Source organism: Spartinivicinus ruber, assembly GCF_011009015.1.
GTDB lineage: Bacteria > Pseudomonadota > Gammaproteobacteria > Pseudomonadales > Zooshikellaceae > Spartinivicinus > Spartinivicinus ruber.
Genome location: NZ_CP048878.1, coordinates 6,080,497 through 6,100,107, shown reverse-complemented (window position 1 = coordinate 6,100,107; position 19,611 = coordinate 6,080,497). Strand labels below are relative to the sequence as shown.

General features: G+C 41.9%; 13 protein-coding genes. 8 read left to right on the top strand and 5 right to left on the bottom strand.

Annotated features, from left to right (window positions below; genetic code table 11):
* Positions 1-163 precede the first annotated feature (163 nt).
* The 5 genes from G4Y78_RS27530 to G4Y78_RS27510 all read left to right on the top strand — a co-directional run bounded on the left by G4Y78_RS27530 (position 164) and on the right by G4Y78_RS27510 (position 14,012).
* Positions 164-7,996, top strand: a complete 7,833-nt coding sequence (locus tag G4Y78_RS27530; protein WP_163836141.1) for a retention module-containing protein — start codon at positions 164-166, stop codon at positions 7,994-7,996.
* A 233-nt stretch (positions 7,997-8,229) separates the two neighbouring features.
* Complete coding sequence (locus G4Y78_RS27525; protein WP_163836140.1) at positions 8,230-11,229, top strand: retention module-containing protein; 3,000 nt, start codon at positions 8,230-8,232, stop codon at positions 11,227-11,229.
* Positions 11,219-12,001, top strand: a complete 783-nt coding sequence (locus G4Y78_RS27520; protein ID WP_163836139.1) for a DUF2927 domain-containing protein — start codon at positions 11,219-11,221, stop codon at positions 11,999-12,001. The genes G4Y78_RS27525 and G4Y78_RS27520 overlap by 11 nt, the downstream gene beginning before the upstream one ends.
* Before the next feature lie 80 nt (positions 12,002-12,081).
* On the top strand, positions 12,082-13,401 hold the full coding sequence (locus G4Y78_RS27515) for a TolC family outer membrane protein (RefSeq protein ID WP_222937599.1): 1,320 nt from the start codon (positions 12,082-12,084) through the stop codon (positions 13,399-13,401).
* Complete coding sequence (locus tag G4Y78_RS27510; RefSeq protein ID WP_163836138.1) at positions 13,389-14,012, top strand: OmpA family protein; 624 nt, start codon at positions 13,389-13,391, stop codon at positions 14,010-14,012. Before G4Y78_RS27515 ends, G4Y78_RS27510 begins: the two co-directional genes overlap by 13 nt.
* 6 nt (positions 14,013-14,018) lie before the next feature.
* On the opposite strand, the gene G4Y78_RS27505 is transcribed toward G4Y78_RS27510, so the two are convergent.
* From G4Y78_RS27505 to G4Y78_RS27490, 4 genes are all read right to left on the bottom strand, one after another.
* Complete coding sequence (locus G4Y78_RS27505; RefSeq protein ID WP_163836137.1) at positions 14,019-14,363, bottom strand: hypothetical protein; 345 nt, start codon at positions 14,361-14,363, stop codon at positions 14,019-14,021.
* Positions 14,364-14,444: 81 nt separating this feature from the next.
* Positions 14,445-14,999 carry a hypothetical protein gene (locus G4Y78_RS27500; RefSeq protein ID WP_163836136.1) on the bottom strand — a complete coding sequence of 185 codons (555 nt, stop codon included), beginning with the start codon at positions 14,997-14,999 and terminating at the stop codon, positions 14,445-14,447.
* A gap of 19 nt (positions 15,000-15,018) precedes the next feature.
* The gene (locus G4Y78_RS27495) at positions 15,019-15,645 is read right to left on the bottom strand and encodes an NUDIX domain-containing protein (protein WP_163836135.1); all 627 of its coding nucleotides are present in this window, start codon (positions 15,643-15,645) and stop codon (positions 15,019-15,021) included.
* 16 nt (positions 15,646-15,661) lie between these two features.
* Positions 15,662-16,243, bottom strand: coding sequence for an adenylyltransferase/cytidyltransferase family protein (locus tag G4Y78_RS27490; protein ID WP_163836134.1), 582 nt, complete (start codon positions 16,241-16,243; stop codon positions 15,662-15,664).
* Between the two features lie 463 nt (positions 16,244-16,706).
* Here G4Y78_RS27490 and G4Y78_RS27485 point away from each other — a divergent pair, with 463 nt between their 5' ends.
* Genes G4Y78_RS27485 through G4Y78_RS27480 form a run of 3 tightly spaced genes read left to right on the top strand, consistent with a single transcriptional unit; the run spans position 16,707 to position 17,490 of the window.
* The gene (locus G4Y78_RS27485; protein WP_163836133.1) at positions 16,707-17,066 is read left to right on the top strand and encodes a transporter substrate-binding domain-containing protein; all 360 of its coding nucleotides are present in this window, start codon (positions 16,707-16,709) and stop codon (positions 17,064-17,066) included.
* Positions 17,059-17,181, top strand: coding sequence for a hypothetical protein (locus G4Y78_RS31470; RefSeq protein WP_268935031.1), 123 nt, complete (start codon positions 17,059-17,061; stop codon positions 17,179-17,181). The genes G4Y78_RS27485 and G4Y78_RS31470 overlap by 8 nt, the downstream gene beginning before the upstream one ends.
* Positions 17,182-17,220: 39 nt before the next feature.
* Positions 17,221-17,490, top strand: coding sequence for a hypothetical protein (locus tag G4Y78_RS27480; protein WP_163836132.1), 270 nt, complete (start codon positions 17,221-17,223; stop codon positions 17,488-17,490).
* Between the two features lie 120 nt (positions 17,491-17,610).
* On the opposite strand, the gene G4Y78_RS27475 is transcribed toward G4Y78_RS27480, so the two are convergent.
* Positions 17,611-19,527, bottom strand: coding sequence for a flavin monoamine oxidase family protein (locus G4Y78_RS27475; protein ID WP_163836131.1), 1,917 nt, complete (start codon positions 19,525-19,527; stop codon positions 17,611-17,613).
* Between the last annotated feature and the right edge of the window lie 84 nt (positions 19,528-19,611).

The following is a 19,611-nucleotide window of genomic DNA, read 5'->3' as shown; positions in this document are numbered from 1 at the left end:
TAAATATTATTACTTGTTTCGCGTTTGGTTAAAAAATGTTGCGGTATGTCGGTAAATTTGTGTGATTAGTACCTATGTACCATTGTGACATATTTGTTATTAGCCTAAAAATTACACAGGTTTTTTTATCCTGTAGTAGCGGAGACGACTGATGGCAAATGAAATGGATAATTTGACAAATATTACACCAGACCCAATCGGATTTGTTAAAAAACTAACTGGCGAAGCGGTAGCTGTATCGTCAACAGGAGCAACTCGTGATTTAAATGTGGGTGACCCTGTTTATCCATTCGAAAAAATAGTTAATAAATCAGGGGTAATATTGGTTGAGTTTAATGATGGTTCCTCTATGGATATGGGACCTGAAGATTCAACCGTATTAGATGAAGATGTCATTCCTGAAAAGCATGAAGTAGCAGATGCAGAAGAGGCTGCTACAGATGTTTCCGCTATTCAACAAGCATTACAGGCAGGGGCAGACCCCACTCAAGTAGCTGATGCTACCGCAGCTGGTACATCAGGCCAACGAGCAGCAGCCACTATTGATCATAGTGAAGGCTCTGAAGGGGGCATGATAGTCGCTCGTGATGCTCACGAAACTATTGCTGATGCTGGTTTTGATACAACCGGGCCTGCAGGATTAACAGGCGCAGCAATTGAACGTGAAGTGGGTGATGTTGCAGCTGGTGTTTCAGCAGAAATAGCTGCGGCAAACCTCGGTCCATCTGTACCATTCCTGGTTATTAATCCGGTTGGGCCAACCGATGACGCAACACCTGATATTACAGGAACAGCCACACCAAATAGTAACGTAACTTTACTGGTAGGCAATCAAATATTAACTACAAAAGCCGGACCTGATGGTTTCTGGAAAGTAACCCCTACAGATCCTCTTCCTACTGGTAGAGTGATTACTGCAACAGGGACAACCACCGATGAAAACGGCAATACCTCACCCCCAACTCAAGCACCTATCAACATTATTGACACTTCAACTTTTATAACCATCGATGGCCCCATTGAGGTGGATAATATTGTTGATGCAGCTGAACAGACCGATGTATTAGTTTCCGGTACTTCTGAGCCTAATACAAAGGTGGTTGTTAGTTTTATTGATGAAACAAATGGTGAGGTTGTTAGCAAGCTAGTTACCACAGACCCTAATGGCAAATGGTCGCTAACGGGTAATGAGGTTGATTTAACGCCTTTGAAGTCTGGTAACATCACTGTTCAGGCGGTTGGTACAGACCCTCATAACAATACTGCAACAGCTACCACCAATATTACTTTACAGCCTAGTGTTGAGGTAACCGCTATTACCGATGACACTGGTAACCCAACTGACCATATTACCTCAGACCAAACCCTTGAAATTAGTGGTACTGCTGAGCCTAATAGCACCGTTGAAGTGTTTGTTGACGGCACTTCTATTGGCACTGTGCCTAGTGATCCAAACGGTAACTGGACCATTGATCATACGGCTACAACTTTGCCTGAAGGGCCCCATACAATAACGGCCACAGTCACGGATTCATCTGGTAACACAGGTACATCGACAGAGTTTCCAATTACTATCGATACCACTGCACCCACGGTTGATATTACTCAAATAACAGATGACACCGGAAACCCAACCGATTACATAACCACAGACCAAACCCTGGTCATTTCGGGTACTTCAGAGCCGAACAGCACCGTTGAAGTACAAATTGATGGTACACCAATTGGGACTGTTCAGGTTGATCCAAATGGTAACTGGAGTATTGATCATACGGCTACTCAATTACCCGAAGGGCCACATACAATTACGGCTACTAGTACCGATCCCGCTGGTAACCAAGCTACCACAACCCAGCCTGTTACCATTGATGTTACGCCACCAGCTATTGCCATTACAGGGATTACTGATGACTCAGGCAATCCAACTGACTTTATTACTAATGATCAAACCTTGGTGATTTCAGGTACTTCTGATAACCCAAATAGCACAGTCGAGGTCTTTATTGATGGCACTTCGATTGGCACGGTACCCACCGATGCGAGTGGTAACTGGAACATTGACCATACCCCAACGACTTTGCCAGAAGGTCCGCATAATATTACTGCCTCAACTACAGATACAGCAGGTAATACAGCGACAACTGCTCAGCCACTCACAATTGATATCACACCACCAGCCGTTACTGTTACTGCGATCACTGACGATAGTGGTACACCAGCTGACTTTATTACTAACGATCAAAATCTGGTGATTTCTGGTACCACTGATGATCCAGCTAATACTGTTGAAGTATTTATTGATGGAGTGTCTATTGGCAATGCAGTCGTTGACCCCAATGGTAACTGGAGCATTGATCATACGGCGACAACCTTACCAGAAGGCCCTCACAATATTACTGCAACCAGTACTGATCCTGCTGGCAACACTGCAGATGCTAATCAACCGCTGACAATTGATGTCACTGCACCAGTCATTGCTATTACCGCTATAACCGATGACACAGGCAACCCAACGGATTTTGTTACTACTGATCAAACCTTGGTGATTTCAGGTACTTCAAATAACCCAAATAGCACAGTAGAAGTGTTTATTGATGGCACTTCCATTGGCACAGTCCCAACTGATGCCAGCGGTGCTTGGAGCATTGATCACACGGCGACAACCTTACCAGAAGGTGCCTATAACATTTCAGCAACGACAGTTGACGTGGCAGGTAATCCAGCAACGGCTAATCAAGCGTTAACAATTGACTTAACGCCACCAGCAGTCTCTATCACGGCAATTACAGATGATAGTGGCACACCAGCTGACTTTATTACTAATGATCAAAATCTGGTAATTTCAGGTACCACTGATAATCCGGCCAATACTGTTGAAGTATTTATTGATGGAGTATCTATTGGCAATGCAGTCGTTGATCCCAATGGGAACTGGAGCATTGATCATACGGCGACGACTTTGCCAGAAGGGCCACACAATATTACTGCGACCAGTACAGACCCTTCTGGCCAACAGGTGACGACAGACCAACCATTAACGATTGACGTTACTGCACCTGTTATTGATATCACCAGCATTACCGATGATTCTGGCAATCCAACGGATTTTATTACCAATGACCAAACGTTGGTGATTTCAGGAACCTCGAATAACCCAAATAGCACAGTCGAGGTCTTTATTGATGGCACTTCGATTGGCACAGTACCCACCGATGCGAGTGGTAACTGGAACATTGATCATACGGCAACGACCTTGCCAGAAGGGCCACATAATATTACGGCGACTACGGTAGATACGGCAGGTAATGTGGCTAATACCGCTCAGCCATTAACCATCGATGTGACGGCACCAGCTATAGATATCACAGGCATCACTGATGATTCCGGTAATCCAACCGATTTTATTACCAATGATCAAACCTTGGTAATTTCAGGTACATCTGATAACCCAAATAGCACAGTCGAGGTCTTTATTGATGGCACTTCGATTGGCACAGTACCCACGGATGCGAGTGGTAACTGGAACATTGACCATACCCCAACGACGTTGCCAGAAGGGCCACACAATATTACGGCGACTACGGTGGATACGGCAGGCAATGTGGCTAACACTGCTCAGCCACTAACTATTGATGTGACGGCACCGGTTATAGATATCACGGGCATTACCGATGACTCCGGTAACCCAACGGACTTTATAACCAACGACCAAACGTTGGTGATTTCAGGTACTTCGAATAACCCGAATAGTCCAGTCGAGGTCTTTATTGATGGCGCTTCGATTGGCACAGTAACAACGGATGCCAGTGGTAACTGGAGCATTGACCATACGCCAACGACCTTGCCAGAAGGGCCACATAACATTACGGCGACAACGGTGGATACGGCAGGCAATGTGGCTAATACTGTTCAACCACTGACCATTGATGTTACGGCTCCGACCATCGATATCACGGGCATTACCGATGATTCCGGCAACCCAACCGATTTTATTACCAATGACCAAACCTTGGTAATTTCAGGTACATCTGATAACCCAAATAGCACGGTAGAAGTCTTTATTGATGGCACTTCAATTGGCACAGTCCCAACAGATGGAACCGGTGCTTGGAGCATTGACCATACCCCAACGACCTTACCAGAAGGGACGCATAATATTACGGCGACTACGGTGGATACGGCAGGCAATGTGGCTAACACTGCTCAGCCGCTAACGATTGATATCAGTGCGCCAACCATTACTTCTCCTGATAATTTCTCAATTGGTGAAAATAGCCCAGCAGGTACTGTTGTTGGCTCTGTGGCTTCATCTGATGTGACCAACGTGACTTATAGTTTCCAGGGCGGCAGTTTAACTAGCCCGGATGGTTACTTCGCCATTGACCCTAATTCAGGTCAAATTAGCCTAACGCAGGCAGGAGCAGACACTGCAGGAACTAGTGGTCTACTAGACTTCGAGAGCGGTATTCATACTGATACGCTGGATGTTGTGGTGAGTGACAGTGCTGGAAATCAGTCAAGCCAGCAGCTGACTATTAACATTCTTGATGTTAATGAGCCACCGACGATTACTACTAATACACTGGATATTGATCAAGGAGAGACTGTTACTCTACAACCCACAAATCTAGCCGCGACAGACCCGGAAACCAATAATCCTGACTTAGTATTTACTGTTAGTAATGTTCAAAATGGCCAGTTTCAGTTGGTGAGTAATGGCTCAGTTGTCACAAGCTTTACTCAAGCTCAGGTTACGAATGGTGAAATTCAGTTTGTTCACAATGGTACTGATAACCCTCCAAGTTACACTGTAACTGTCACCGATGAAGGTGGTTTAACGGATGCTAGTAATGTGGGAGTCAATTTCACTAATGTGAATGAGGCGCCAATTGTGGGTGATGTAGAGCTATCACAAGTGCTTGAGGATAATGTGCTGGTTATTAACCAGTCTGATTTGCTGGCTAACTCATCTGATCCGGATGGTGATGCGTTATCTGTTACCAGCCTTTCAGTTGACCCACAATATGGCTCGTTGGTTGACAATGGCAATGGTACTTGGAACTTTACGCCTACTGAGCACTATTCTGGTGATGATGTTCCATTTAGTTTTACTGTTTCTGATGGATCGCTAACAACAAACGGTACCGCAACGCTTGATATTATCCCAGACGCAGACATACCAAACTTAAATATTGGTGATCCAGCAATGGGGCCAGGGAATGGGTTACTAGGTGAGTATTATGGCGTTAGCGCGACCGTTGGTGCATATAATTTAAGCAATGTATCAGACACAATTGCTAACAATAATCCTGATGCTACCTTTGTTTCTACCACTGTTAATTACACTGGAGGCACTGATAGCCTGGGTACAGGTAACTCGCTACAGCAGTTTTTGAAGCAGGATGCAGCTTCACTGAGCGCAGACCCTGGTGATACTTCTCATGCGGTTATAAATTTGAAAGGCTTTATATACCTTGAGGCGGGTACTTATGATTTAAGTGCTTTACATGATGATGGAATTGCAATTGATATTGGTGGCGAGAGAGTTCTGTATGAAGACAGCTTCACTGATGTACGAGCCACTAGTAATTTTACAATAGCGAACAGTGGGGTTTACTCATTTAACTTGGAATATTATGACCAGGGAAGTCTTCATAACTTGGATCTATTGCTAGGTATTCAGGGACAAGCACTACAGCCATTATCTCAAGCCTTTACCTATCAAACACTAGAGGCTGCTGAAAATGCTGTGGATGATGGTGGTCTGGTGTATGTGAATAACCCATCAGGCATGGATTATTACACAGTAACAGGCAACACCGGCTACGAAGATACTTTCATCGACCTGGTTGATTTAAATGCAGCTTTAGTGGATGTGGATGGCTCCGAGTCATTAGTGATGACTCTAGAAAATATCCCTGAAGGCTCTGTATTAACCGATGGTAGTAAAACTTTTACCGCAACAGCAGGTAATACTGCTGCGGATATAAGTGTGGGTTGGAATCTTGGCAATTTATCAATTAAACCACCTGCTAATTTTAATGGCACTTTTGATCTTAACTTCAAAGCAACATCTATTGAGCAGCTGAACAATGATCAGGCGGCTAACTCTCAGACTATTACTGTGACTGTGTTGCCGGAAGCTGATGTGCCTACTGCCAATGACTTTACCATCGATTTAAATGAGTCTACGGCACCAGGTGGACTAACCACATATACCTTTAGCCCTGCAGACTTTACTGATGCAACGAAAGGTAATTATTTTGATGAGCAAGGCGATGCACTAAGTTCAATTACCATTACCAGCTTACCTACCAATGGTACCTTGATATTCAATGGTACCCCTGTTATAGCAGGGCAAGTGATTAATACCAGTGATATTAATCAGTTAAGCTTTCAAGCTGATGGTAATGCTAGCGGTGATAATTTTGCCAACTTCAATTATCAAGTAAGTGATGGCAGTGATAACAGTAATGCCCATACGATAACCTTTGATATTGCCGCTCAGGCCGATACGCCTGCTATAAACATGACTCAAGAACAAGTGACAACAATTTTTGAGTCAAGCTTTGAAGATCCATCAGTAGTTATCCCTGCTGGCTCGAGAGGGACCTTCCTTGATACGGTTGATGGCTGGTCTACCGATAGTAATAGCAAAATAGAGTTTTGGCGGACAGACAGTGCTGACCTTCAGTATAAAGCGCATTCAGGGTCTAGCTTTATTGAGCTAAATGCAGATCCTACAGATGCTCTACCTGATGCGCTGAATATTTTTCGTGACATCAATACCGAGTCAGGGGCTGAATATGAGTTATCTTTTTACTACTCACCAAGGCCAGGATTTGATGAAACGGCTACTAAAATAGAAGTGCTTTGGGGTGGAAAGCTGATTGATACAATTGCCAGAGATGGAGGAGATATTCAAACGGCTGTAAATACCTGGGAAAAATTTACCTACACTTTAGCAGGAGATGGAACGGCTCAACAATTAGAGTTTCGTATCGCAGGTATACCTCAAGTTCAGGGAAGGGGAGCTTATCTTGATGATTTGAAAATTGTTGAAACCAAAGGTGGTAGCCAAGCGATAGGTTATGAAAATAGCACAATTAAAATTCCAGGGGTTGATGTTAGTACAGTTGATCCTAGTGAACAGAAAACAGTTCATCTAGATGGTATGCCGACTGGTACTCAATTATCTGATGGAGTAAATAGTGCTACATACAGTGGTGGACAACTGGATGTTACAAGTTGGGATTTACAAAATCTTTCGCTAACCCCTCCTAGTGATTATGATGGCATTTTTAGCCTTAACATAACGGCAACAGCCACTGAGCCTTCTACAGGCAGTACCAGTCAGACAGCAAGTAGTATCAATGTTAACGTATTGCCAGGACTGGAGCCTGCAGGTGATTTTACATACCAGGAAGGGGACGATGCGGTACAAAATATTACTCTTGGAGAGGGTACTGATATCTATGCAGCAAAAGGTGGAAATGATGTTGTTGCTGGAGGGGGAGGTGATGACACCATTCTAGGCCAAGCAGGAAATGACTTTCTATCAGGTGGAACGGGAGATGATATATTAGTTGGTGGCTTTGGGCATGACACTTTGACTGGTGGAGATGGAGCTGATCAATTTGTTTGGCAGCGGTACGACTCTGGGCAGCTTGATACTTTTGATGCAGGAATACCTGTTCCAGCAGCAGACCCAAGCAACCCTCAGGTTGATCATGTCACTGACTTTGAAGCACATAAAGATATTTTGAATGTAAAAGACTTACTTCAAGGCGATAATCCTCAGAATATAGATAACTTTTTAACTCTAAACTTCAGTGGTGGTTCTACAACCATTGATGTTAGCCCTAAAGGTGATGGGCAGGTTTATCAAAAAATTGTCTTGGATAATGTTGATCTATCTACCCAGTATGGGGGTGGAACTTCCCACGATATCATCCAAAACATGATTCAAGAAGGAACCCTTGTTATTGACCAGTAGCAGGTCATTATCGAAAGCCGGCGTAATGCCGGCTTTTTTGTTTTTAGTGCCTACCCTTTTTTGCCTGTCTATTTTGAATTGCTCAAAAAGCATTCCAAAACGCCAAATATTTATAAAATCGCCTGTTTTTTGTTGAATTTGTGCGACTCGTACCGTTGTACAATTGTGACTAATTCCATTTTTCTATAAAAATCACACTTTATTTTAACTGTTTATTTAATTAAGGGTGTGTTGTGGCTGAGCAGACGAAACTACAAGCGAATATCGACCAAAATCCTGTAGGTTTTGTAAAAAAACTGACGGGGCAATCTCTTGCTGTTTCGTCAACAGGTGCAGAAAGGACTTTGAAAATAGACGATCCTGTTTATCCAGGGGAAAAAGTTGTCAGTAAATCAGGAGAAGTATTGGTTGAGTTTTCTGATGGCTCTAGTTTGAACATGGGGCCTCATGACCAAACGGTACTATCGGATGATGTTATTCCCTCTCAGCAAGACTCTATGGATATCACTAATGAGGCTGCCACAGAATTAAGCACGATTCATGGTGCAATTCAGGCTGGGGCTGATCCCTCACAAATAGCAAAAGAACCTGCTGCAGGTATACAGCAAGCTTCCCCATCAGAAGGAACAAATGGGATAGTGGAAATGGCTAGAGATGGCCATGAAACTATTTCAGATACAGGGTTTGGTACTGGTGGCATTGAAGCTTCAGTAGGTGTGGTTGAGCACAATGATGAAAACACTTTGAAGGAAAGTGCTTTCCCTGATACTGCCTCTGAAAAAATGAAGAGTAGTGAAGCGAATGACCCATTAACTTCAATTCCTTCAAACACTACTGGCAAACCTTCTACTACAGACCCTAGCACGCCATCAACAACTGATCCTGGAACTACAGATCCTAGTACACCCCCAGCAACTGGTTCTAATCCAGTTCCACCTGTCATTGCCACTCCCATTGAAAGCGATAACATTGTTAATGCACAGGAAGATGACCATGTGTTGGTGGAAGGAACTTCCGAGCCGAATAGCCAAGTTACAGTCACTCTCAGTGATGGCAGTAATTCCAAGACAGCGACAGTGACGACTGATGATCAAGGGCGCTGGACCCTACAAGGTAAAGAAGTTGATTTAAGTAAATTTAATAACGGTAAGATCACCGTTGATGCGACTGCTACAGATGCTGCTGGCAATACCAGCTCTGCCAAAACAGCAGAGATCACACTTGATAACCAAGTCCCCTTTACTAATCATGAGTTTGATTTGCCTGAAAACAGTCAAGTAGGGACGCAGGTTGGTAAGGTTAAATCAGACGACACTGGCAACGTAACATACAGCTTTGCTAATGGTACCCAAACCAGCGACGACGGCTATTTCCAGTTAGATGAAAATACCGGAGGGATTACGCTTACTAATAAAGGCGCTGCAGCAAACTTATTGGATTTTGAAAATGGTGATAACACAGATCGGTTGAATGTAGTTGCAACTGATGATGTGGGTAATACTGCTACCAGCGAAGTACAGATTAATATTACTGATGTTGATGAGCCGCCTACGGTTGGCAATGTGGAATTACCTGCCATCAATGAAGACAGCAGTATTATTATCAAACCAGCAGATCTGTGGGCAAATGCCAAAGACCCTGACGGTGACAGCTTTAGTGTAACTGATCTGAAATTAACAAACCCTACTGTAGGGGGGGTGGTGGACAATGGTGATGGCACATGGACATTCACCCCCAATAAAAACTATGCAGCAGATAATGTAGAGCTTGGGTTCACAGTTACCTCAACCAAATACTCTATTGAAGCCAAAGCAACAATTGATGTTATCGCTGTTGCAGATGCGCCAGCACTTTCTGTTAGTTCAAACACCCAGACGTTTAATGCGTTAAAAGACGCCGTCAATAATCCAGATGGCTCTATCCAGCTGACAGCTGAGGAAAATAATAAGCATGGGACAGCTTGGAGTGAAGAGAAAATCGATTTAACCAAAGATTTTACTTTAAATTTCCAGCTGAACTTTGGTAACAAAGATAGTGATGGGGCTGATGGTATTGTTTTTGTTTTGCAGAATAATGAAAAAGGCATTGAGGCGGTAGGCAAGTCAGGTGGAGGACTCGGATTTGAAGGGTTGGAAAACAGTTTTGGAGTGGAGTTTGATACTTGGAAAAATGAGACTGACCATGATGAGGATCATGCAGCTTTTGTAAATGGAGGATATGTAAAACATGATAAAGAGCTTACTACTCTTCAGCAGCTAGACAATATTGAAGATGGTAAGTGGCATGATGTTCAAATAACCTGGGATGCCAGTGAACAACGTATAACCTATAAATTTACTAACCAAACAACAGGAAAAGAGATAACTGACTCAATTGTACGAGATATCGTCAACAAGGACTTGGGTGGGAGTGCAGAAGCCTGGTTTGGTTTTACTGCGAGCACCGGTGGCTCTAACAATACGCAAAGTGTCAGGAATGTTGAGTTGCACAATTCAACAATTTCTCTGGATATAAAAGTGGCGGTGACTGATGACTCTGAAACGTTAGGGGATGTCATTATCAGTCAGGTGCCTACAGGCATTGAGCTGTCAGCAGGAACCAATAATAACGATGGCAGTTGGACGCTTAAGCAAGCAGAACTAAAAGGCCTGTTCTTGGATACCCAACACTATAGTGGTGATCAAGATTTCAGTTTGGTAATACAGGCGACAAGTAGTGAGAAAAATGGCTCAGCAGCAACAACACTGCAAGTGATTAATATTGAAGTGAATGGGGCAGATGCAGTTAAACCGGGGGCGACTGTTTCAGGTAGTTCAGGTCATGATGCAATTTTGGGTGATGCCGGTGATGACATTATTTTTGCAAGTGCAGGCAGTGACAGCCTGACGGGCAGCGGTGGTGCTGATCAATTTATCTGGAACAAAGATGCGGTTGCTAGTGGAACTGTCGCTAAACCGATAGAAGATCACATAACAGATTTTAATAAAGGTGAAGATATTCTTAACCTAAAAGATCTGCTTGAAGGTGAGAATGTAGATACAATTGATGACTACTTAGCAATAAACATTGATGGCAAATCTACTACAATTGAGGTAAGCCCCGCGGGGGATGATCAAGTTGTACAGAAAGTAGTGTTGGAAAATGTAGACCTGTCTAGCCAATACGGTACAGCTGATTCACACACAATTCTTCAGAATATGATAAATGATGGGACACTAATCATTGACCAGTGAAGTATCTCGCTTTAACTACTGGCAATTTTTTTTGTGTTTGCTTAAGCCCGCAATAGTCTCCAGTTGTGGGCTTTACTTTTTATTATCTCGGTGTCATGCAAATGACATAAATTCATGGCAAGACCTAGAATATTTAACGGCAGCATTTAAGCGTACGGCTTTTTACTCTGAATATCCCCCTCAAGAGGTGCCATTGCGAAAGTGGCAAAGCCCTATAAAAATCTACATTGATAGTCGTGTTGGCTTTAAAGATATACAAACTCAGCTTGTTACAGCTCAGGCAGAAGAGCTTGCAAAAATTACAGGGCATTCGTTGACAATAACTCAAGAAAAAAATGAAGCTAATGTCATTATAGTATTTGCACATTCTACTAAGATTCCTAATATAATTGTTGAAAACGGTGGTGGAATACCACTGTTGAATGTGGCGTCGAAAAGCTTGTGCTTTTTTCAAATTAAAGTAACTCAGCAGGATTGGGTGATTCAGCAAGCAGCAATTTATATCCCGCCAGATACGGCGCGAGCTGTTGCTCGCTTGCCAGGGTGTGTTGCTGAAGAAATGGCTCAAATAATGGGGCTGACAAATGATGATGATCAGCTATTTCCAACTGTATTTAATGACGAAAGTGTTTTTGATGAGTTGACGCCGTTGGATAAAACACTATTGAAAGTGCTTTATAATGATAAACTCAAGCCAGGTTTAGGGTGGGAGCAAAGTAAGGGAGTAGTAGTGGAAATCATCCAACATTTGCTGACTAACACAAAAAAATAGCTTGATATACTTTGCACCTTTGTTATTACCTTGCTAAAAAATAATGTAACTTTAGAGAAATAATTTGGGGGCGTTACATCGTGAGATTGTTTGTTCGCACTGGAAAACCATTAGCACTTGTTTCTTTTTTGTGCTACGCGATGCCTAATATGGCAGCCACTTTGGAAGAGACAGTAGCAAAAGCATTGGATACCAACCCGCAAACGTTAATTAGCTTGCAACGCTATCGGGCAGGATCTACAGCAATCACTTCGGCAAAGTCTGGGTATTTACCCTCCTTAGACTTGGCTGCAGGTATTGGTCATCAACGTAAGTCATCCCCTGGCACGCGAGCAAGCGGTGAAGATAATACTGATTTTACTCGGCGCGAGTTATCTTTATCACTACGACAGATGATTTTTGATGGGTTTGCCACTTCTAATGAAGTGGATAGAACCACTAATGAAAATCTGGCTCAGGCAACGACCTTAACCTCAACAGCAGAAAACGTTGCTCTTCGAGTATCAGAAGTTTATCTAAATGTATTAGAAAAACAAAAATTACTGGAGCTTGCTGAGCGTAACCTGAAAACGCACAATCGGATTTTCCAGCAAATTCGATTAAGAGCGGAGTCTGGCGTTTCTCGTAGCTCAGATTTAGCCCAAATTACCGGGCGTCGTGCTAGAGCACAAACTAATGTAATTAACGCAAAAAACAATTTAATGGATGCTGAAGCCGAGTTTTTTCGGGTAGTTAATATGGTTCCAGCTAAAATGATTGTTCCTAGTCCAAATCATAAGTTTTTGCCTGTTAACCTGCAATCTGCAATTAAACAAGCGACAGAAAATCATCCCACTTTGGTTTCTGCCGATTATGATATAAAAGCGGCTGAAGCTCAGTATGAAGCCAGTAAAAGCCCATTTATGCCAAGGGTAGACTTTGAAGTAGACCAGGCTTGGGATCGGGATAACGATGGCGTTCATGGCAGAGATAATGACTTAATTGCTATGGTTCGGATGCGTTATAATTTATTTAATGGTTTTGCTGATAAAGCAAGAAAAGAAGAGACGGCTTACCGGGTTGAAGAGTCGAGAGCAGTTAAGAAAAATGCCTATCGTCAGGTGATAGAAGGCTTAAAACTGTCTTGGAATGCTTATCAATTTTTAAATGAGCAAAAAGTTTCACTAAAACAACACGTTAATTCAAGCAGACAAACAGTAACGGCTTATCAGAAACAATTTAATATTGGCAAACGTACTTTGCTGGATTTATTGGATAGTGAAAATGAACTGTTCCAGGCCAGACAAGCCTTTATTGAAGCAGATTATGATGAGCTACTGTCGCGCTATCGAGTATTTAATGCAACAGGGCAGTTGTTACCTGCACTTAATGTTAAATTACCAAACGAATGGACCCGCTAACGGCTACTAAAAAGCAATACTGGCGTTTTTTTTGCGGCTGGCTATTACCTCCTGCCATATTAATGGCAGGCATGTTAGATGAATACTCCCGAGGCTATACTGAACCAATAGTACATCAAGGCTTGGGAGATAAAGATGGTGATGGGGTAATTGATGCAAGAGATCAATGTCCTAATACCGATAGCCAGTTTGCAGTTAATAATCAAGGTTGCCCTGAAGAGGGCATGAAAACAATAAAAAAAACAGTAGTTATCCCTTTTTACCCTGACACCCCTGAAATAAAAACTTTAAAAGTATCGCAAATACAGCAGCTTGCTATTTTTGCAAGAAAATATCCTACCGCTAAAATTACACTTACTGGACACTCAGAAAACTTAGGTAATAGCCAAAAAAATAAACGGCTAGCGTTAACTCGTGCTGAAACAGTTAAAAAAATTTTAATTACGCAATTTGAAATTAAGGAAAACCGAATAAAACTGCATACGGTTGGGGCTATGCAGCCTTTAATGACCATTGCGGCTGAGCTTGATAAAAAGAAGAACCGCCGAGTAGTGGGAGAAATTAAAGCCGTAACAAAAGGACAAAAAAAACGATGGGATGTTTTTCAATAAAAAATACTAAATTAAGCCTTCATTATCGTCCATTAGGTTAGATGGTTGTCTTTGGCTGGAATGTTCTCGATACCAACGTCGACTTAGCAGTTTTTCCTGAACTGGTGTTGGTAATTCAGTAAATTGAAAAACCTCTTTGTTGATTAATAGCTCGATTATATCTTCTAAAACCCTTATAAAGTCCGCATCGGCATCTTCTAAAATCTGATGCTTCAATGTTTCATCTTCATTGCGAGCCAAAAACTCTCGCATTGTATCGTCAGTAAAAGAAACAGGTTTCCATTCATCGCCTTCTTTTTGTTGAGAAATGGCGACAATCAGCCCTGTCTCATCTTTTTTTGCATATAGCATAGATAAGTAGCTCCTGTTCGGAGTGATACTTAATAAGTTTAGCGTCCTTGCTGTAACATCGCTCTTGAAAATGGACCACAGTTATTCATTCGTATTCAAGGGCAGGCTAACAAGCAAGGAGCTAATTAGAGGGCGGGTGATTTCATATACTGATTGGCCGCGCATGCCTTCACTGCTTCCACTGATGGTCCAAAGTAGCTCGTTACTTTTAAGGTCGTACACTTCCAAAGTGAGACTAATCATTGCAGGCTGGTTGATGTCTGCATCGGCATCTGTCCAGGAGAGTACTTTGCCCGTTAAGCTATATTGAAAGTCCTGTTGGTTAGCCCACTCTTTAGCTGCCTGGATACGACTGGCATCATCGAGCAAACCTGTTTCAGAGGCTATTTCAGGATCAGGTGGGCGGTTGAGGTTTTTTAGGCCGATCGCAGGAGTTAACACAGTCACCATTCTTTCAACTTGCTCATCGGCATCAGAAGAAGGGGAGAAGTTGGCGACTGGAACTAAAACCCAGTTAGCATCTGCTGCAAGTTTGTCGCTACCAAACAGGTTGGTTAGAGAGAGTGTGCTGCAGCCAGTCATGGTAAGTATACCGCTAAGTAATAAACTGGCTTTTAGGCTGGGTTTGAATCGCATCTGTTACCTCATAGAACCTTTATTTCTGGCAAAAGCGCTCCTGAATATCTGTTTTATTTAGGGACAACCACTGTAGAGCAATAATTGCAGCAGCGTTGTTTATTCGCCCATCGGCCAGCATAGTGATGGCTTGCTTTGCCGGGATACAGCTTACGCGAATATCTTCTCCTTCTTCTGCCAACCCGAACACACCTTCAACCACAACCGAGGTATCTATAATGCCGCAAAACAGGTGAAGTTTTTCAGAGCAGCCACCAGGGCTAGGATAGTATTCACAAATAGGTAAAAGCTGTTGTACATCACAGTTGGCCTCTTCCTTGGCTTCACGAATGGCTACATCTTCTGCAGTTTCTCCTGCTTCGATAATACCGGCAACAATTTCTGTTAGCCAGGGATTATTGTCATTAGCGGCCAAAGCACCGACCCTGAATTGCTCTGCTACAATGACTTGATCATGGTAAGGATCGAAGAGTAATACGGCAGCTGCTGGACGTCTGACCATGACTTCTCTAGACAGTGGTTGGCTCCAGCCGCCCTGAAATAATCGATGCTTTAACTGGTAGTGGTCAATTTTGAAAAAGCCATTATAAGTACGGTCTTGCAGAATAATTTCAGTATCTTGTAGATTAAAACTTGGTTTGGCCATAAATTTAATTACCTTATTATACTTGATGTGATTGGTAGAAACCTGTTTTAAAAATATACTCAGCCACTTCAGGGGCTAATAGTCCGGTTAATTCTTTTTGGGTTGCGCCTGTTGCAAGTAGGTTTCTTACATTAGTGCTACGGATAGGCTGTTGTTCTTGCACAGGATATAACGCCCAGCGTTGCTTAATCTCATCGGCTCGATAAAACTTTTTCCAGGTGTTTGGGGCCATATTATCAGGTCCTAAAATAAAACTCAGTTGCACCTGTTGACCGCTTGCCTGATAGTTTTTTTCTAGTTTATCCAATAGGTCATAAGTAAACACAGGTTTGTCTGGCTGCTGTTGTAACATTTCCGCTTCTACTGGGTAGATGCTGAGTTGACAGGGCAGATTTTTAAACTGGAGGATAAATTTTTCCAACAGAGTAACCCGTTCAGCAAAACCCAGCATTTCTTTGTCAAAGGCGTGAGCGGCACTGGGTACGAGTAGAATTTGATCAAAATCATTGGCTGCCTGCTCAATAACACTGGCATGGCCTTGGGTTGGTGGGTTGAAAGCAGAACCGAATACACCGATTCGCTTAGTTGCATGCTTCATAAAATAAGTAGCTTCCTGTGAGTTTTCTTACAAAAAGTTTAAAAACTTATATCAGGTAAATGGAGTTTAACTATCTGTATTTAAAGGCTTTGTATATACAGAATAGGCGTTTTCCGAAGTGCTGTTATGTATAAGTACTGATACGGGCTTTGATTTAATTTGATAGGATTGCCGCCGTTAAGACACTCCTTAACTTTATGGAATTTCTTAGATGCCCTAACTTCCCCGATTGTTAGGGCTTTTTTTTGTCTTTTGGTAATACCAATGTCAACTCTTCCCTTTCTGACAAAACCTTAGCAAGTAGCTTCTAATCTAAGCTGACACCCAATTAGCTAATATTTAAATCAAAAGAGCTAAACCAATATCTCTCCATCCTCTATGTGATTAATAAGCAATACAACAAAGCTTAGTTTATTAGACTAATATATTGAACTATCTGTAATTATTAAAGATAGGCCTAGTTATGAAGCGGTTAAGTGCAGGTGTTTCGTGGATATGTTTTATATTTTCAAAAAACTTGCATGCAAATCAAGGTATGATGGCCTGCAGTGTTCATTACCCGCCTTTTGTAATAGAGAAAGGAGACTTGTTAGCAGGAATTATTCCTGAAGTATTAACTATTGTTTTTGAAAAGAAAATGGGCATTTCCATTAGTTTTCGTCGGTGGGGAAGTTGGAAACGATGTCAAAAAGCAGTTGAATCTGGTCGATTTGATATAATGATGGCTGCTGTTCACAATGATGAAAGAGAAAAGTATGCAGTTTATACTAAAGTTCCTATTGTTGAAGACCCTCAGTCAGTTTTTGTTTGCTCCTATGTCTAAAAAATCAAAATACATTGAGTATTTTTCTCAATATGAAAAAATTCTTGAAAGCCTAAAGGAAAAAGGTGTTATCGATGAAATTATTGAGCGTAATGAAAAAGCGCTTCTTGATTGAAAAGGCCCTAGTATTTTATATTATAGAGTAGGAAAAATAATGGACGTTGAGTACTTTAACTTTAATGATCACATCAAGTCAGTTGAATGGGTCTACCAACTTCCAGCTGGGTTAGTCAGTGAAAAAATTGATCTTCGATATAGTACCGTTACTATCAATAAAGAAAAAAATGGATACCAGATTCTCATTGGTCCTAAAAATATAAATGAAGGTGGAGATGGTCTGTTAATTAATCTTGATAATAACTTGAAGTTAATAGATTATGTTGTTGAGCGTATAGACCCGCCACCCCAAATTGAAGGTAAATAATCTATACAATTACAAGCATGCGTAAGTAAAAAATTATCTACGCATGCTTGTAAAGTGATGATGATAATCCATCAGTTTTTAGCTTTATACTTCTATATTAATCACCAATTCTACTCGAAATTAAATACTTTCTACTATCACACGAGTATCAGGTAAAACAGACAAGTGAGGTATTTGCAAGTCTGGGCGTGACAAGCGGCTGATAGCATTTAATGCTGATGCTATTGCACCCTCTTGCCAACCAGGTAAAGAAGATACTTGGTCGCCTACGATAAAAAAATTTGGCTTTTCTTCCCCATCTACTCCAGTTCCTTGAATTAACTGGTTAAAATGTTTCACACTTTCTTGAGAATCTTTGCCAACCAAATACCACTGTGCCCAACCGCCCTTAATATACGGCATATTTTGCCAAGCGATGGCAACACCATGGGTCAAGCCTTTACCGAATGCTTCGCCAAAAAGCTTGGCTCCTTCTCTTGCTTGATCAAGCCGCTTGCTAATGGGTTCGTTACCCATCTTAAAAGCATTCTCTTGAAAGTTGTAGCAACCTGTTAATGTACCTTTTTGGTCGTGATAACTAGTTGAAGGATACCAAATTTGGGTAATTGGGTTGTCGGTCCAAGAAATGCCACCAAAAATTGGTACCACTCCAATTTCAGCGTCAGGAACACTCAATATTTCTTCTCCAACCTCTTTATTGTATACATTACCGATCTTACTGCCTTGCCATAAATAACGATCGGCTTGCCAACCTACTTTTGTGGTACAAGCTAAAAATTTTGCTTCAGGAAACTCAGGTGTTTTACTGGGAGCTGGTGAAAACTGTGCTTGATAAACCGCTTGAAGAGCTTGTTTGAAGTTTTCTGAAAATCCTTTTCTTGAGGTTTTGCATTGTAGTCGTTCAGAAAGTAATTCTTTGAGGAAAGGGATAGCAGCATTACTAAAACAGTAATCGGCTGTATAGACTTGACTCTCTGTACTACCCATTTTACTAACATAAATAACAAACTGTTGTTTTGTATCATCCCAATCTATTTTTTGTACAGGACTATTTAGATGTATCGTACCACCAAGCGCAGCAATTTGTTGGGCGAAAGCATGCTGAACTCTGTCCATTCCTCCAACGGGCTGGAAGAGAGTAGGCTGCCAAAGAAAGTCTTCTGGTTGATAGAAGCGGGTCTTCTTCCAAAACTCAGAGTCTAATAGACTATTTAAACTTAAGGCTTCTGCTACTTCTCCACTGTCTACTCCAGGTAGTACTGTGTAGCCTGCTCTATCTGATGCTCCATCATCTTGGCCTTCGATGTTGGCACTAACTTGGTATTGACCTTCACTATTTAAATTACCAAAAGTAACCATTAAGCATTGTAATTTATTTATTAACTCTTGTTTGTTGTCATCGTCATTCGTATCGGTTGCACTTTCAATTAGTGCTTGTGCATTTTGGTATACCATTTCAGCTAGCCAACCCCGAGTATTATGATCTAATCGTCGATTAACAATTGGCTTACCGTGAAAAGGCCCTCCTGCCATTTGGGTTAAGTTTGAGCCACTGTTCATTACATATACTTCTAGGTCAACACCAAACTTTTTCAAATAATGCAGCAGTCGTTTATGGCTAGAAGGAATTCGGCCAGGGCCGGCGTTTAAATATGGCTCGCTATCATTTAGTGGACGCACAAAACGAACAACTTGTGTTTCTCCTGGAGTAGAGTTAAATAGCTCTCTATCTTTATCTTCAGTTAAAGTATCGCCAGTACGTAAGGTTAAGCAACGACCTCCTGTGCGGTTATGTGCTTCTAGTATAATAACTTCCATGCCTGATTGCTGAGCTAACAGCTCATAGGCAGTTGTTAAACCGCCAATACCTGAGCCAATTATTACTGCTCGTTTACCAGAGAAAGCATTACTCTTTATTTTAACTGGGCCTGGTGTAGTCTTTTGTTGTTGATTCACAGCATGATTTAAAGCAGACCATGCACAAGTGTGAGGGTTTTTTTTCAAAAAATCTAAACGACTTTGCCCTGTTGTTGTCATCTCTCATCTCCTTGATTTTGATTTGATCAAAAACGTTAGATAAGGCTAGATTATATTGGCAAGAGCACCAAGTGAGTATTTTTT